Origin of the sequence: Streptomyces sp. NPDC052114 (genome assembly GCF_040680155.1) — a bacterium.
Classification (GTDB): Bacteria; Actinomycetota; Actinomycetes; order Streptomycetales; family Streptomycetaceae; genus Streptomyces.
Window position 1 is genome coordinate 81,273 of the sequence record NZ_JBFAWC010000012.1, and the last position, 15,065, is coordinate 96,337.

The 15,065-nt window shown below is 74.2% G+C and carries 16 protein-coding genes; 11 read left to right on the plus strand and 5 right to left on the minus strand.

What is annotated here, in order from left to right; genetic code table 11:
* Nucleotides 1-53: 53 nt before the first annotated feature.
* Together AB0L89_RS26090 and AB0L89_RS26095 are read left to right on the plus strand one after the other, a co-directional pair.
* Entirely contained in the window at nucleotides 54-1,277 is a 1,224-nt protein-coding gene (locus tag AB0L89_RS26090; RefSeq protein WP_365145422.1) for a histidine kinase, read from the plus strand.
* On the plus strand, nucleotides 1,274-1,978 hold the full coding sequence (locus tag AB0L89_RS26095; RefSeq protein WP_365145425.1) for a response regulator transcription factor: 705 nt from the start codon (nucleotides 1,274-1,276) through the stop codon (nucleotides 1,976-1,978). The genes AB0L89_RS26090 and AB0L89_RS26095 overlap by 4 nt, the downstream gene beginning before the upstream one ends.
* Before the next feature lie 28 nt (nucleotides 1,979-2,006).
* Here the strand turns inward: AB0L89_RS26095 and AB0L89_RS26100 are convergent, their stop codons facing one another.
* Entirely contained in the window at nucleotides 2,007-2,576 is a 570-nt protein-coding gene (locus tag AB0L89_RS26100; protein ID WP_365145428.1) for a CGNR zinc finger domain-containing protein, read from the minus strand.
* A gap of 56 nt (nucleotides 2,577-2,632) precedes the next feature.
* On the opposite strand from AB0L89_RS26100, the gene AB0L89_RS26105 reads away from it, so the two are divergent.
* From AB0L89_RS26105 to AB0L89_RS26115, 3 genes are all read left to right on the plus strand, one after another.
* Nucleotides 2,633-3,817, plus strand: a complete 1,185-nt coding sequence (locus AB0L89_RS26105; protein ID WP_365145431.1) for an MFS transporter — start codon at nucleotides 2,633-2,635, stop codon at nucleotides 3,815-3,817.
* Nucleotides 3,818-4,034: 217 nt separating this feature from the next.
* Nucleotides 4,035-4,442: a YciI family protein gene (locus AB0L89_RS26110; RefSeq protein ID WP_365145434.1), complete on the plus strand. Its 408-nt coding sequence runs from the start codon at nucleotides 4,035-4,037 to the stop codon at nucleotides 4,440-4,442.
* Nucleotides 4,439-5,584 carry a DUF6596 domain-containing protein gene (locus AB0L89_RS26115; protein ID WP_365145437.1) on the plus strand — a complete coding sequence of 382 codons (1,146 nt, stop codon included), beginning with the start codon at nucleotides 4,439-4,441 and terminating at the stop codon, nucleotides 5,582-5,584. The genes AB0L89_RS26110 and AB0L89_RS26115 overlap by 4 nt, the downstream gene beginning before the upstream one ends.
* Before the next feature lie 29 nt (nucleotides 5,585-5,613).
* Here AB0L89_RS26115 and AB0L89_RS26120 read toward each other — a convergent pair whose 3' ends face one another.
* A complete protein-coding gene (locus tag AB0L89_RS26120) occupies nucleotides 5,614-6,414 on the minus strand; it encodes a LysR substrate-binding domain-containing protein (protein WP_365145439.1) in 801 nt (266 codons plus the stop codon).
* A 58-nt stretch (nucleotides 6,415-6,472) separates the two neighbouring features.
* On the opposite strand from AB0L89_RS26120, the gene AB0L89_RS26125 reads away from it, so the two are divergent.
* Nucleotides 6,473-6,886, plus strand: a complete 414-nt coding sequence (locus AB0L89_RS26125; RefSeq protein WP_365145442.1) for a DUF5997 family protein — start codon at nucleotides 6,473-6,475, stop codon at nucleotides 6,884-6,886.
* 93 nt (nucleotides 6,887-6,979) lie between these two features.
* On the opposite strand, the gene AB0L89_RS26130 is transcribed toward AB0L89_RS26125, so the two are convergent.
* From AB0L89_RS26130 to AB0L89_RS26140, 3 genes are all read right to left on the minus strand, one after another.
* Entirely contained in the window at nucleotides 6,980-8,146 is a 1,167-nt protein-coding gene (locus AB0L89_RS26130; protein WP_365145445.1) for an SDR family NAD(P)-dependent oxidoreductase, read from the minus strand.
* Nucleotides 8,147-8,306: 160 nt separating this feature from the next.
* A complete protein-coding gene (locus tag AB0L89_RS26135) occupies nucleotides 8,307-9,572 on the minus strand; it encodes an MFS transporter (RefSeq protein WP_365145448.1) in 1,266 nt (421 codons plus the stop codon).
* Nucleotides 9,563-10,063 (minus strand): MarR family transcriptional regulator, encoded by a 501-nt coding sequence (locus AB0L89_RS26140; protein WP_365145451.1) that lies wholly within the window; start codon nucleotides 10,061-10,063, stop codon nucleotides 9,563-9,565. Before AB0L89_RS26140 ends, AB0L89_RS26135 begins: the two co-directional genes overlap by 10 nt.
* Nucleotides 10,064-10,177: 114 nt before the next feature.
* Between AB0L89_RS26140 and argC the strand changes: the two genes are divergently transcribed.
* From argC to AB0L89_RS26165, 5 genes are read left to right on the plus strand one after another with little or no spacing between them, the layout of a single operon-like run.
* On the plus strand, nucleotides 10,178-11,206 hold the full coding sequence (gene argC, locus AB0L89_RS26145) for an N-acetyl-gamma-glutamyl-phosphate reductase (RefSeq protein ID WP_365145454.1): 1,029 nt from the start codon (nucleotides 10,178-10,180) through the stop codon (nucleotides 11,204-11,206).
* Entirely contained in the window at nucleotides 11,203-12,354 is a 1,152-nt protein-coding gene (gene argJ, locus AB0L89_RS26150) for a bifunctional glutamate N-acetyltransferase/amino-acid acetyltransferase ArgJ (protein WP_365145457.1), read from the plus strand. Before argC ends, argJ begins: the two co-directional genes overlap by 4 nt.
* Nucleotides 12,351-13,289, plus strand: coding sequence for an acetylglutamate kinase (gene argB / locus AB0L89_RS26155; RefSeq protein ID WP_365145460.1), 939 nt, complete (start codon nucleotides 12,351-12,353; stop codon nucleotides 13,287-13,289). Before argJ ends, argB begins: the two co-directional genes overlap by 4 nt.
* A complete protein-coding gene (locus AB0L89_RS26160; protein ID WP_365145463.1) occupies nucleotides 13,286-14,491 on the plus strand; it encodes an acetylornithine transaminase in 1,206 nt (401 codons plus the stop codon). The genes argB and AB0L89_RS26160 overlap by 4 nt, the downstream gene beginning before the upstream one ends.
* Before the next feature lie 7 nt (nucleotides 14,492-14,498).
* A complete protein-coding gene (locus AB0L89_RS26165; protein ID WP_362327786.1) occupies nucleotides 14,499-15,044 on the plus strand; it encodes an arginine repressor in 546 nt (181 codons plus the stop codon).
* The last annotated feature ends 21 nt before the right edge of the window (nucleotides 15,045-15,065 follow it).

The following is a 15,065-nucleotide window of genomic DNA, read 5'->3' on the forward strand; positions in this document are numbered from 1 at the left end:
TATCCCTCACGTGAGGGACTCCACCGCGCCCCGCGCCAGTGACAATGACACCCGTGAAGGCGACAACTTCCTTGTGGCGCGGGCAGGTCGGGGAGCGTCCCGAGGCCCCGGTCGTGGCCGCCGCGCTCCTCGCGCTGGCCGCCGCGGGCGAGGTGCTGCTGCGCGCGGACGGCCGGCTCCCGCTTCCGCTGCCCCTGTCCCTCGCCCTGGCGACGACGGCCCCGGTCGCGGTGCTCGCCGCCCCGGCGGCCGCGGGCCGGAGCGCGGGGGCGGCGATCGCGAGGAGCCGGGCCGTGGGCGCGGCGGCGCTGGTGGCGGGCGCCGCGGGGCTCCTGTCGCTCACGCCGTTCCACGTCCTGACCGCGGCCGGGCTCGGCGCCCTCCTCTACGCCCTCTACCGCGTGGGCCGCCAGGGAACGAAGATCCTCGCCGCGCTGCTGCCGCTGCCCTTCGTGGCGTACGCGATCGGCGCGCCGGAGGGCACCGGCACCGGCGCCCGCTTCCTCGCCGCGCTGATCGCGGCGGCCACCGCCGCGGCGGCCGGAACCGGGCTCGCCCGCAGGGCCAGGGACACCGCGCTCGCCCACACCGCCACCGAGCGGGCCATCGCCGACACGCTGCTCGCACACGCGGCGCGCGGCGAACGGGCGAGGATCGCACGGGAGTTGCACGACGTGGTCGCCCACCACATCTCGATGATCGCCGTCCAGGCCGAGACCGCCCGGCTCACCACACCGCAGCTGCCCGCGGCCGGTGCCGAGCGCTTCCTGGCCATCGGCGACACCGCACGCACCGCCCTGACCGAGATGCGCAGGCTGCTCGGCGTGCTGCGCGAGGACGCGGGCCCGGCGGCCGTGCCCGACCGCCGTCCGCAGCCGGGCATCGAGCAGCTCGGCGAGCTCGTCGACGACGCCAGGGACGCCTCCGGCGGCGCGCTGCGCCTGATCGTCGAGGGACCGATCCGGCCCCTCGACCCGGGCGTCGAGCTCACCGCGTACCGCATCGTCCAGGAAGCCCTCACCAACTCCCGCCGGCACGCGCCGGGCGCCGCCGTCGACGTCGAACTCCGTTACGGGCCTGCCGCGTTGCGCCTGCGTGTGCGCGACAACGGGCCGGGCCCGCACTCCTCGGCGCGGCACGGCGGCGGCCACGGCCTGCTCGGCATGCGCGAGCGCGCCGCCATGGCGGGCGGCGCGCTGCGGGCGGGCCCGGCGCGCGGCGGCGGCTTCCTGATCGAGGCGACCTTCCCCGTCCCGCCACGAGAGCAGGCCGCATGACCGTCCACCCCCGCGACCCCGCCGCGCCCCTGCGGATCGTCATCGCCGACGACCACGAGGTCGTCCGCGTCGGCTACGCCGGACTGCTCGCCACCCAGCCCGACTTCGCCGTCGTCGGCACCGCGCCGGACGGCGCGGAGGCGGTCCGCCTCTGCCGCGAGCTGCGCCCCGACCTGGTCCTGATGGACGTCCGCATGCCGGTGATGGACGGCATCGAGGCGACCGGCCGCCTGGCGGGCACGGACACGCGCGTCCTCATCCTCACCACCTTCGACCTCGACGAGCACGTGTACGACGCGCTGGCCGCGGGGGCGGCGGGCTTCCTGCTCAAGGACGTCACCGCGGAGCACCTCTTCGACGCGGTCCGGGTGGTCGCGGCGGGCGAGGGCCTGCTCGCGCCGACGGTCACGCGGCGCCTCATCGCCGAGTTCGCCCGCCTCAGGCCGGGCAGGACCACCGGGCACGGCCCACGCCTCGACGCCCTCACGCCCCGCGAGACGGAGGTGCTCCGCCTGATGGCGGAGGGCCTCTCCAACCCGGAGATCGCGGCCCGGCTGCACGTCGGCGAGGAGACCGTGAAGACCCATGTGAGCCGGGTGCTCGGCAAGCTGGGGCTGCGGGACCGGACGCAGGCGGTGGTGGCCGCGTACGAGTCGGGTCTGGTGGTGCCGAGGGCGCCGGGCGGTCACCCGGAGGGCTGAACGTCCTTTCGCCTTACCGCCGTTGCTCTCACCCCGCTCCCGAGGCCCTGGCCGCGCGGCGGTGCGCGGCGACCCGCTCGCGGGTGGCGCAGCGCCGGGAGCAGTAGCGGCGGGCGGCGCCGCTGCCCTGGGCGAGATAGACGTTCGAGCAGCCGGCCGAGGCGCAGACGCCGCCGGGGGCGCGCTGGGTGTCCCACACCAGGACGGTCAGCGCCATGCACGACGAGGCGAGGAACCACTCGCCCCAGGGCGCGTCGTCGCTGCCGTCCAGGTGCGGATGCCAGGGGCTCGCGCCGTCGTGCGAGGTGAGCCGGAGCGGTCCCGCGCCGCGCGCCAGCAGGGCGTTGAGGGCGGTGGCCGCGGCGTCCACGTGCGCGGCGGCGAACACCTCGCGCAGCCGTGCGGCGGCGATGCGCATCTCCGCGAGATCGCGGCCGGACACGTCGAGGTCACCGGTCTCGCCGTGCTCGCGCAGCAGGCGGACGACGGTGTCCGGTTCGGTCCCCGGGTCGCCCAGGGCGTTGACGAGGACGGCGGTGCGCCGGGCGACGGCCTGCACGGAGTGCCGGGTCGACCAGTCGTTGCGGTGGGAGGGCACGAGTCGAATGTAACGCACCTGGTCAAACTTTCAGTTACGTACGTAACGTCCTGCTCATGCGAAAGCGTTACGCGATGTGGTCCTGTCTCGGCGGCGCCGCGGCGGCGCGGGCGGGCGACGAGATGGCGGGCCCGGCCCTGCTCCTCGCCGGGCTGGCGGCGACCGGCTCGGCGGCGACGGCGTCGGCGCTCCTGGCGGGCGTGACGGCGTCGGCGGCGGTGGGCGGCCCGGTGCTCGGCGCCCTGCTCGACCGCGCCGCGCGGCCGGGACGGCTCCTCGCGGCGGCGCTCGTGCTGTACGCGGCGGGCCTGGCGGCGATCCTCGCGAGCCTGGGCGCGATACCGCTGCCGGGCACCGTGCTGCTGGCGGTCGCCACGGGCCTGCTCGCGCCGGCCCTCTCGGGCGGCTGGACCGCACAACTCCCGCGCGTGGTCCCACCGGACGCCCTGCCCCGGGCCAACGCGCTCGACGCGATGACCTTCAACCTCTCCGCCCTCCTCGGGCCCGCCCTGGCGGGCACGGTGGCGGCCCTGTTCGCCCCTTCGGCCGCGGTGGCGGCGGCGGCCGGGCTGATCTGCCTGGCGGTGGCGGGGGCCTGGGGGCTCCCGGGGGCGGGGACGGCACGCGGGCGTGGCGGAACGCCGGGGACCAAGGCGTCGACGTCCCTTCTCGCCGAACTCGGTGCCGGGGTGCGGATGATGGCCCGTACTCCCGCGCTCGCCCGCGCGACCACGGCCTCGGTGATCTCCTGCGCGGGGGCGGGCATGCTGACCGCCTGTGCGCCCCTGCTCGGGGAGCGGGCCCTCGGCGGGGCGGGGGAGGGGGCGGTCCTGCTCTCGGGGCTCGCCGTCGCCGCGCTCGCGGCCAACGCGGCGCTGTCCCGGCGCCCGGACCTGCTCACGCCGGACACGGTCATGTGGGGCAGCGCGCTGGTCATGGCCGCGGCCCTCGCCCTCGCGGCGACGTGCCGTCCGGTGCCGGTGATCGCCGCAGTGCTGCTCGCCGGAGCCGGTGAGGGGCCCCAGCTCACCGCCCTGTTCGCGATACGCCACCGGGAGGCGCCGGAGCGCCTGCGCGGCCAGGTCTTCACCACCGGCGCCAGCCTGAAGATCACCGGCTTCGCGGCCGGCGCGGCCGTCGCGGGCCCGCTCGCCGCACGGTCCCTGCCGGGCGCGCTCCTCGCGGCGGCGGCGCTGGAGGTGACGGCGGCGCTGACGTACGCGGTACGGCGCCGGGCCTGACCGCCCGGTGGGCGCTGCTTCTCCTCGCGCTGCCCGGACCGCCGCGCCCTCACGGCAGACGGCCGGGTGTCCCGGAAGGCCCCGCTGAGTCTTCTCCGAAGACCGCCGGAAGAATCCGCCGGAAAAATCTCGCGAAGGGATGTCGAGAACCCGTGTGCGGCTCCGTCCCTGCTGTGGACGCGGCCACAATGGGCCGTACCTCACCAAGGAGACCACCATGGCCAAGTACCTGCTGCTGAAGCACTACCGGGGCGCGCCGGCATCGGTCAACGACGTGCCGATGGACCAGTGGGAGCCGGAGGAGGTCACGGCCCACCTGAAGTACATGAACGACTTCGCCGCCCGGCTGGAGAAGACCGGCGAGTACGTGGACAGCCAGGCGCTCTCCCCGGAGGGCACGTTCGTCCGCTACGACGGCGAGGGGCGGCCGCCGGTCACCGACGGCCCGTTCGCGGAGACCAAGGACCTGATCGCCGGCTGGATGGTGATCGACGTCGAGACCTACGAGCGCGCGCTCGAACTGGCCGGTGAGCTGTCGGCGGCCCCGGGCGCGGGGGGCAGGCCGATCCACGAGTGGCTCGAGGTGCGCCCGTTCTACGGCGTGCGTCCCACGGCCACCGAGTGAACGAGTCCCTGCTCCGGGAGCTGGTGCCCGAGGTGATCGGCGTCCTCGTCCGCCGCGGAGCCGACTTCGCGGCGGCCGAGGACGCCGTCCAGGACGCCCTGGTGGAGGCCGTCCGCGCCCGGCCGGACGACGCCCCGAGGGACCCCAAGGGCTGGCTGGTCACGGTGGCCTGGCGCAAGTTCCTCGACGCCGTCCGCGCCGACTCCTCCCGCCGGCGGCGGGAGGAGCGGGTCGAGGCCGAGCCCCCGCCCGGCCGGGGCGGGGCGGTGGACGACACGCTCCAGCTGTACTTCCTGTGCGCCCACCCCTCCCTGACCCCGGCCTCGGCCGTCGCGCTCACGCTGCGCGCGGTCGGCGGCCTGACCACGCGCCAGATCGCGGCGGCCTACCTCGTGCCGGAGGCCACCATGGCCCAGCGGATCAGCAGGGCCAAGCGGACCGTCTCCGGCGTCCGCTTCGACAGGACCGGCGACGTCGCCACCGTGCTGCGCGTGCTCTACCTCGTCTTCAACGAGGGCTACTCCGGAGACACGGACCTCTCCGCGGAGGCGATCCGGCTCGCCCGCCAGCTGGCGGCCAGGACCCACCACGAGGAGGTCGCAGGACTGCTGGCGCTCATGCTGCTCCACCACGCACGGCGCCCGGCACGGACCGGCCCCGACGGCAGCCTCGTGCCGCTGGCCGAGCAGGACCGCGGCCGCTGGGACACCGCGCTGATCGCCGAGGGCATCGGGATCCTCCAGGCCGCCCTCGCCCGCGACCGCCTGGGCGAGTTCCAGGCGCAAGCGGCCATCGCCGCGCTCCACGCCGACGCCCGGTCCGCGGAGGAGACCGACTGGGTGCAGATCGTCGAGTGGTACGACGAGCTGGTGCGCCTCACCGACAGCCCGGTGGCCCGCCTCAACCGGGCCGTCGCCGTGGGCGAGGCCGACGGCGCGCGGGCCGGCCTGGCCGCCCTCGCGGAGCTGGACCCCTCCCTGCCGCGGCACGCCGCCGTCGCGGCCCACCTCCACGAGCGCGACGGCGATCCGGCGACCGCGGCACGGCTCTACGCCCAGGCCGCCCGGTCGGCGCCGAACATCCCCGAACGCGACCACCTCACACGACAGGCCGCCCGGCTCAACGCACGGCTGCGCGACTGAGCGGCGTCCCGGAGGCGGGGAGCGCGGGACTACGAGCGGCGGCGGGGCTTCCCGCGCTGGCCGGACTTCGCCGACTTGGCGGACTTGGGGCGGGCACCGCCACCCCGCTGCCCCTTGCCGGCCGACCCTCCGGCGGGCTTGCCCGTGGACTTCCCCGCGCCCTTGGCGGGGGACTTCTTGGCGGGGGACTTCGACGTGGCCTGTGCCGCGGGCGCCTGCGCGCGGCCGCGCGAGCTGTTGACCGTCCGGCCCCGGACGATCCCGATGAAGTCCTCCACCAGATCCGTCGTCTCCGCCTCGGGCCACGCCAGGGCGACCCGCGACTCGGGCGCGTCCGTCAGCGGGCGGTAGGTGAGGTCCTTGCGGTGGTGCAGGCGCGCCAGGGACTGGGGGACGACCAGCAGGCCCACGCCCGCCGCGACGAGCTCGACGGCGTCCGCCGTGGTCGCGGGACGCTCGTACGCGGCCTGCCCCGGCCGCTCCTCCCACTCCAGGGTGTCGTCGAGCGGGTGGAAGACGACCTCGTCGGCGATGTCCTCGGGGGACACCTCGTCGACGGCGGCCACCACGTGGTCCTTGGGGATCACGACGACCGTCGTCTCCGTGTAGAGGGGGATCGCGCTCAGATCCGTCCGGTCGATCGGGAGGCGTACGAAACCGGCGTCGGCGCCACCCGCCCGCAGTACGTCGGGAGCCTCGGCGGCGGAGACCTGCAGAAGGGTCAGCGGGACGTCGGGCAGCCGCTCGTTCCAGATCCGCACCCACTTGGTGGGCGTCACCCCCGGGACGTAGGCGAGCCGGAACGAAGGGGTTGTTTCCGAGCCTGTCACCTCGCCAGGCTACCCGTCGTGGTCGGAGGTCGCGCACACGCTCGATACCCTTGACGGCATGACGTCGCACCAAAACGCCCAGACCATGAAGCCCGCGACCGCGGCGAAGAAGCTGGGTGTGTACCTCCAGGCCACCCCCGCAGAGTTCCAGGAGGGTGTCGTCTCGCGCAGCGAGCTGAACGCGCTGCAGGCCGACCCGCCCGAGTGGCTCCAGGAACTGCGCCGCACCGGCCCGCACCCCCGCCCGGTGGTCGCGGCCAAGCTCGGTGTCTCCATCGCGGGCCTCGCGCGCGGCGGGGTCACCGAGCCGCTGACCACGGAGCAGATCGAGGCCCTCAAGCAGGAGCAGCCCGGCTGGCTGCGCCAGGAGCGCGCCACCCAGGCCGAGGTCCGCAAGGAGACCGTACGGATCAAGGAGAAGCAGGCCGAGCAGGCGCAGAAGCGCGAGTCCCGGCAGGACCCGCGCGACTAGCTCCGTCTCCGTCCACCGCCCGGCCCGGGGTCACCCCGCGGCCGGGCGTTCGCGTGTCGGCAGGGGAGCCCGACCGCACCGGCTCCGCGGACATCAGCCCCCGGACGCATCCGCCCGGCCCGCGCGAGGGAGCACGGAGCCGACGGGGTCGACCCCGCACAGGTCCCGGCAGGCGTCCCAGAGCCGGGCCGCGGCGGCGGGGTCGGCGAGGTGGCTCCACACCGGTTCGTGGCGCGGTGCGCCCCGCAGGCCGAAGCGGTGCGGCCCCCACACCTGCCCGCCGCGCACATCCGGGTCGAGCACGGCACGGACCGCGGGCCACGCACCGGCGTGCTTGCCCTGGAGGAGGAGCGCGGCGGGCCAGGCGTACAGCCGCGCACCGGCGGCGCGCACATGGACCGGCGGACGGGACGGGGTGAGGGAGTCCAGGGCGCCGCCGGGGTGGACCACCACGCTTTCCGTGGTGCTCCCCAGCGCCCGCAGACGGCGGTCCAGTTCGAGGCCGAAGTACATCTGGGCCAGCTTGGAACGGCCGTAGGTGCGCTGGGGCCGGTAGTCGTGCCGGGACTGGAGGTCGTCCAGGTCGAGCCGCTCGGACTTCGCCGCGAAGCTGCCGACGGTGACGACGCGGGCCGCGGGAGCGGCCGACAGCAGGGGCATCAGATGGGCGGTCAGCGCGAAGTGGCCGAGATGGTTCGTGCCGAACATCAGCTCGTGTCCTGCCCCGGTCTCGCGGCGCGGCGGGTCGTCGAGCGCGACACCGGCGTTGTGGACCACCGCGTCGAGCCGTGCCACCGGCAGCGATGCCACGGCCGGGCCGAGCGAGGCGAGATCGGCGAGGTCCAGCCGCACGGACCGTACCCGCGCGCCGGGCACACGGGAGCGGATCGATCCCCTGGCGGCCTCGGCCTTCGCCGGGTCCCGGCAGCCCAGGACGACGGTGGCGCCGCTCGCGGACAGCTGCTCCGCGACGAAGTACCCGATGCCCGCGTTGCCCCCGGTCACCAGGAAGACGCGGCCCTCGGCGCGCCGAGGGCGGAGGACGTCCCAGGCGGGGGCGGTGTTCCCCCGGGTGGGAGAGGCGGTGCCGGAGGGGGAGCCGGTGTCCCGGGCGGGCGCGGCCTCCCGGGCGGGGGAGCCGGTTTCCCCGGTGGGAGAGGCGGTGGTGCCCCCGGCGGGCGAAGCGGCGTCCCCGGCCGGGGCGGCGAGGCCCCCGGCAGGGCCGGACGACGTGGACGGCGTGGCGGGAACGGTCGGCATGGGCGACGTGGAGGACATGGACGGCATGGGCGACGCGGACGGCATGGCACAGGCCCCTTCTTCGTGGCGGACGAGCCCCTCGTGGCGGACGAGCCGCTCGTGACGGACGGCGCGGTCACGAGGTCGGCCGCCACCCTTCCAACGCGCGCCGACATCTCACCTACGGACCACCGACAGCCGCGCCCGACGCGCCCGGCGCCACCGACACGCCCGCTCCCCGCAGCTCCTTGGTCGTCATCCCCACCACGGCCACCGCCCCCAGGCACAGCAGCCCGCCGCCGACGAGCGCCACCGCCCCCGACGTGGCGTCCGCGACCAGGCCGCCGCGCAGGTTCCCGATGTCGGGTCCCGCCTGGCCGACGATCTGCTCCACCGCGCCGACGCGGCCGAGGAGTTCCTTGGGCGTGTGCTGCTGCACGACGGTGCTGCGGGAGACGACCGCGACCGTGTCGGCGGCGCCCGCCACGACGAGGAAGGCCAGCCCCGCCCAGGGCGCGGTCGACATGCCGAACAGCGCCAGCGCCGCGCCCCACGCGGCGGATGCGCCCAGCATCACCAGGCCGGGGCGGGGGAGCCGGGTGAACGTACCGGAGAAGAGGGACGCGGCCACGCCGCCGACGGCGACGGCCGTGAGGAAGAGGCCGAGCGTGCGCGGATCGCCGCCGAACCGCTCGGAGTTGACCAGGGGGAACAGGCTGATCGGCATCGACAGCACGGTGGTCGCCAGGTCGGTGACCAGCGCCCCGCGGATGACCGGGGTGCGGCCCAGGAAGGCAAGACCGTCCAGCACCCCGCGCAGTCCGGGCCGCGCGGGCTCGTCCCCGGGCGCCATCGGCGGCAGCCCGAACGCGCCCCAGAGCGCGGCGGTGAAGGCCACGGCGTCGACCGCGTAACAGGCGCCGACGCCCAGGGCGCCCACGGTCAGTCCGCCCAGCGCGGGCCCGAGCAGCATGGCGCCCTGGAAGGAGATCCGGCGCAGCGCGAGACCGGCGGCCAGCTGGTGCGGGGGCAGCAGATGCGGGACGAAGGTGCGGGAGGCGGGGCCGGCGCCCGCGACGAAGCAGGACTGGAGCGCGACCAGCCCCAGCACCCCGGCGGCGGGTACGTGCCCGAGGAAGCCCTGGAGCGCGAGGAGCAGCGAGCACACGGCCTGCCCGCCGGTCATGAGGAGGTAGAACCTCCGGCGGTCGACCCGGTCGACGAGCGATCCGGCGAAGAGCCCGAGGGCGACGAGCGGCACGGCCTGGGCCAGGCCGACGGCGCCCGTCCACAGGGTGCTCCCCGTCATCCCCCAGATCTGGAACATCACGGCGACGAGCGTCATCTGGCCGCCGAGCCCGGACAGGGTCTGGCCGATCCACAGCCGCCGGAACGGCGGTGACGACCGCAGCGGCGCCACGTCGAGCAGCGCCCGCCTCAGTCCCACGCGGGGTCCTCGGCCAGCTTCTCGGCGATCCGCTCGTGGAAGCCCCTGCGTTCGAGGGCGCGCTCGATGTCGGTGACGACCCGGGAGAGCGGATAGGGGATCTCGGCCTCCAGGTCGGCGAGCGCGGCCTCGGTGGCCCGCCACTCCGCCGCCAGCCGCCCGACGACAGCGCGTGACTTGTCGGTGAGCGTCACCTTCCGGGTGCGCGCGTCGTCGCCCACGACGGTCTCGACCCAGCCGTCCCTGCGCATCGCGGCGACCTTCTGGCTGAGCGCCGAGTGCGTGCGCTGCACCGACTCGGCCAGCTCCGCGATGGTCATGGGCCCGCGCGCGTGGAGCCGGAGCAGCTCCATGACGTAACTGGGCCTGAGCCCGTCGATCCGCCGCTCGGCGTAGGCGCGGGCGATGTCGGCGTCCATGGCCGCCTGGAGCAGCCGCAGGGGCCGCCACAGGCTCCGCAGCGACGGGTCGGGTGCGGGGGTGTCGGTCATGCGGCGCATCGTAACAGTGCTTATATAAGTGCTGTTGGTTTTTAGGCGTCACGTGCGGGCATTGCATAAAACTGCGCATCTTTGTATAGTCATGCCATCCAAGAGGAGGGTTCCATGGCGGTACGCGCAGCAGTGGCTGGAGCGAGCGGGTATGCGGGCGGCGAGCTGCTGCGCCTGCTGCTCGTCCACCCCGAGGTGGAGATCGGCGCACTGACCGGCAACGCGAACGCGGGCCAGCGCCTGGGTGCGCTGCAACCGCATCTTCTTCCGCTCGCGGACCGCGTCCTGGAGCCGACCGCCGCGGAGGTGCTCGCCGGTCACGACGTCGTGTTCCTCGCCCTGCCCCACGGGCAGTCGGCCGCCGTCGCCGAGCGGCTCGGCCCGGACGTCCTCGTCGTCGACATGGGCGCCGACTTCCGGCTGAAGGACGCGGCGGACTGGGAGAAGTTCTACGGCAGCCCCCACGCGGGCACCTGGCCCTACGGCCTTCCCGAACTGCCGGGCGCCCGCGCCGCGCTGGAGGGGTCCAAGCGCATCGCGGTGCCCGGTTGCTATCCGACGGCCGTCTCGCTCGCGCTCTTCCCGGCGTACGCGGCGGACCTCGTGGCGGCCGACGCGGTGATCGTCGCCGCGTCCGGCACCTCCGGCGCGGGCAAGGCACCCAAGCCGCACCTGCTGGGCTCCGAGGTCATGGGCAGCATGTCCCCGTACGGAGTCGGCGGCGGGCACCGGCACACGCCCGAGATGATCCAGAACCTGAGCGCCGCCGCGGGCACCCCCGTCTCCGTCTCCTTCACGCCGACCCTGGCCCCGATGCCGCGCGGCATCCTCGCCACGTGCAGCGCGCAGGCGAAGGCCGGCGTCACCGCCGAGGCCGTACGGGCGGCGTACGAGAAGGCCTTCGCCGACGAACCGTTCGTGCACCTGCTCCCCGAGGGACAGTGGCCGAACACCGCCGCCGTGTACGGCTCGAACGCCGTGCACGTCCAGGTCGCGCACGACGCGACCGCCGGGCGCGTGATCGTGATCAGCGCCATCGACAACCTGACCAAGGGCACCGCGGGCGGCGCCCTGCAGAGCATGAACATCGCCCTCGGCCTCGACGAGGCCACCGGGCTCTCTACGATCGGAGTCGCGCCGTGAGTGTGACGGCAGCCAAGGGATTCACGGCCGCGGGCATCGCCGCCGGAATCAAGGAGAACGGCAACCCGGACCTGGCCCTCGTGGTCAACACCGGGCCGCGCCTGGCCGCCGCGGGCGTCTTCACCTCCAACCGCGTCAAGGCCGCCCCCGTCCTGTGGTCGGAGCAGGTCCTCAAGGGCGGTCTCGTCTCCGCGGTCGTCCTCAACTCCGGTGGCGCCAACGCCTGTACGGGACCCAAGGGCTTCCAGGACACGCACGCCACCGCCGAGAAGGCGGCCGACGCGCTGTCCCTGAACGCGGGCGAGGTCGCCGTCGCCTCGACCGGACTCATCGGCGTCACCCTGCCGATGGACAAGCTCCTGCCGGGCGTCGAGAAGGCCGCGGGCGAACTCTCCGCGCACGGCGGCGAGAAGGCCGCCATCGCCATCAAGACCACCGACAGCGTGCACAAGACGTCGGTCGTCACCAAGGACGGCTGGACCGTCGGCGGCATGGCCAAGGGCGCGGGCATGCTCGCTCCCGGCCTCGCCACGATGCTCGTGGTCCTGACGACCGACGCCGACCTCGCGGCGGACGTCCTGGACGAGGCGCTGCGCGACGCGACCCGGCTCACCTTCGACCGCGTCGACTCCGACGGCTGCATGTCCACCAACGACACGGTGCTCCTGCTCGCCTCGGGCGCCTCCGAAGTCACCCCGGAGTACGCCGAGTTCGCCGAGGCCGTCCGCGAGGTCTGCGACGACCTCGGACGGCAGCTGATCGGCGACGCCGAGGGCGCAAGCAAGGACATCAAGGTCGAGGTGGTCAACGCCGCGAGCGAGGCCGACGCCGTCGAGGTCGGCCGGTCCATCGCCCGCAACAACCTCCTCAAGTGCGCCCTGCACGGCGAGGACCCCAACTGGGGCCGGGTGCTCTCCGCGATCGGCACGACGTCCGCCGCCTTCGAACCGAACGAGCTGAACGTCGCCATCAACGGCGTCTGGGTCTGCAGGAACGGCTCCGTGGGCGAGGACCGCGAGCTCGTCGACATGCGCTACCGGGAGGTCGTCATCACCGCCGACCTGGCGGCCGGCACCGAGACCGCGACGATCTGGACCAACGACCTCACCGCGGACTACGTCCACGAGAACAGCGCGTACAGCTCATGAGCAATCCGACCGCGCGCAAGCACACCGCGCTGCCCAAGGCCCAGATCCTCATCGAGGCGCTGCCCTGGCTGACCCGGCACCACGGCAGGACCGTCGTCATCAAGTTCGGCGGCAACGCCATGGTCGACGAGGAGCTGAAGGCCGCCTTCGCCCAGGACGTCGTCTTCCTGCACCACGCGGGCCTCAGGCCCGTCGTGGTGCACGGCGGCGGACCGCAGATCAGCAGGGCCCTCGACCGGCACGGCATCGTCAGCGAGTTCAAGGCGGGCCTGCGCGTCACCACCGAGGAGGCCATGGACGTCGTCCGCATGGTGCTCGCCGGACAGGTGCAGCGCGAGCTCGTCGGCCTGCTCAACCAGCACGGCCCGCTCGCCGTCGGCCTCACCGGCGAGGACGCCCACACCATCACCGCCACCAAGCACCAGCCCCGCATCGAGGGCGAACTGGTCGACATCGGCCGGGTCGGCGAGATCACCGAGATCGACACCGGCGCCATCGAGGCGCTGCTCGCCGACGGCCGCATCCCGGTCGTCTCCTCGATCGCCCGCTCCCAGGACCCTGAAGAAGGGGGCCATGTCTACAACGTCAATGCTGATACGGCGGCTTCGGCACTCGCTGCGGCGCTTGGTGCCGAGACCCTGATGGTCCTGACCGACGTCGAGGGGCTCTACGAGGACTGGCCGAACTCCGACGAGGTCATCAGCCGGCTCACCGCGAAGGAGCTGGAGAAGCTCCTGCCCGAGCTGGCCAGCGGCATGGTCCCCAAGATGGAGGGCTGCCTGCACGCCGTCCGCAACGGCGTACAGACCGCCCGCGTGATCGACGGACGCGTCCAGCACTCGATCCTGCTGGAGATCTTCACCGACGAGGGCATCGGCACGATGGTCGTGCCCGACGACGACAGCACCGGAACCGACACAGAGGGGGAGTCATGAGCAACCAGGAGCTGACCGCGCGCTGGCAGGGCGCGCTCATGGACAACTACGGCACGCCCGCGCTGCCCCTCGTGCGCGGCGCGGGCACCAAGCTGTGGGACGCCGACGGCAAGGAGTACGTCGACTTCGTCGGCGGCATCGCGGTCAACGCCCTCGGCCACGCCCACCCGGCGATCGTCGAGGCCGTGAGCGCGCAGCTCGGCACGCTCGGCCACGTCTCGAACCTCTTCGTCGCCGAACCGCCCGTCGCGCTCGCCGAGAAGCTGCTGCGGCTCTTCGGCCGCGAGGGCCGCGTGTACTTCTGCAACTCCGGCGCGGAGGCCAACGAGGGCGCCGTGAAGCTCGGCCGGCTGACCGGCCGGCCGCACATGGTCGCCACCCAGGGCGGTTTCCACGGCCGGACCATGGGCTCGCTCGCGCTCACCGGACAGCCCGGCAAGCGGGAGCCGTTCCTGCCGCTGCCCGGCGACGTCACGCACGTCCCGTACGGCGACGTCGAGGCGCTGCGCGCCGCCGTGACCACCGAGACCGCGCTGGTGATCATCGAGCCGATCCAGGGCGAGAAGGGCGTCGTCGTGCCGCCCGCGGGCTACCTCAAGGCCGCCCGGGAGATCACCAGGGCCACCGGGACGCTCCTCGTCCTCGACGAGGTGCAGACCGGAATCGGCCGCACCGGCACCTGGTTCGAGCACCTCGCGCACGAGGGCGTCGAGCCGGACGTCGTCACGCTCGCGAAGGGTCTGGGCGGCGGTCTGCCGCTCGGCGCGACCGTCGCGTTCGGTGCCGCCGCCGAGCTCTTCAAGCCCGGCCACCACGGCTCGACGTTCGGCGGGAACCCCGTCGTGTGCGCCGCGGGCCTCGCCGTCATCGAGACGATCGAGACCGAGGGGCTCCTGGAGAACACCAAGCGGGCGGGCGAAAAGCTGCGCGACGGAATCGAGTCACTCGGACACCCGCTCGTCGACCATGTCAGGGGCTCGGGCCTGCTGCTGGGTATCGTGCTCACCGAGCCGCTCGCGCCCCGGGCGCAGCAGGCGGCTCAGGACGCCGGCTTCCTGGTGAACGCGCCCGCCCCCGATGTCGTACGGCTGATGCCGCCGTTGAACGTCCGCGACGACGAGGTGGACGCGTTCCTCCACGCGCTGCCCGGCATCCTGGACAAGGCCGTCGAGGCCGACGGGGACGGACGATCCGGAGAATGAGACGACGATGAGCCAGGCGCAAGGCAACGAGCACGGCGACCACGCGGGTCCCGCCGTGCCGCAGACCCGCACCGCACGCCACCGCCGGATCGTGGACATCCTCAACCGGCAGCCGGTGCGCTCCCAGAGCCAGCTGGCGAAGCTGCTCGCCGACGACGGGCTGACCGTCACCCAGGCGACGCTCTCCCGCGACCTGGACGAGCTGAACGCGGTGAAGATCCGCAACGCCGAGGGCGACCTCATCTACGCGGTGCCGAGCGAGGGCGGGTTCCGCACCCCGCGCGCGCCGCTGGGGGAGTCGGCCAAGGAGGAGCGGATGCGGCGTCTGTCCGCGGAGCTCCTGATCTCCGCGGAGGCCTCGGCGAACCTCGTCGTCCTGCGCACCCCGCCGGGCGCGGCCCAGTTCCTGGCCTCCGCCATCGACCAGGCGGAACTGCACGACATCCTCGGCACGATCGCCGGCGACGACACGCTGATGCTGATCAGCAGGGAGCCGGCGGGGGGCCAGGCGCTGGCGGACCATCTGCTGCGCCTGGCCTCGAACGACCACTGAGGCAACCCGGCGCCTCCGGCG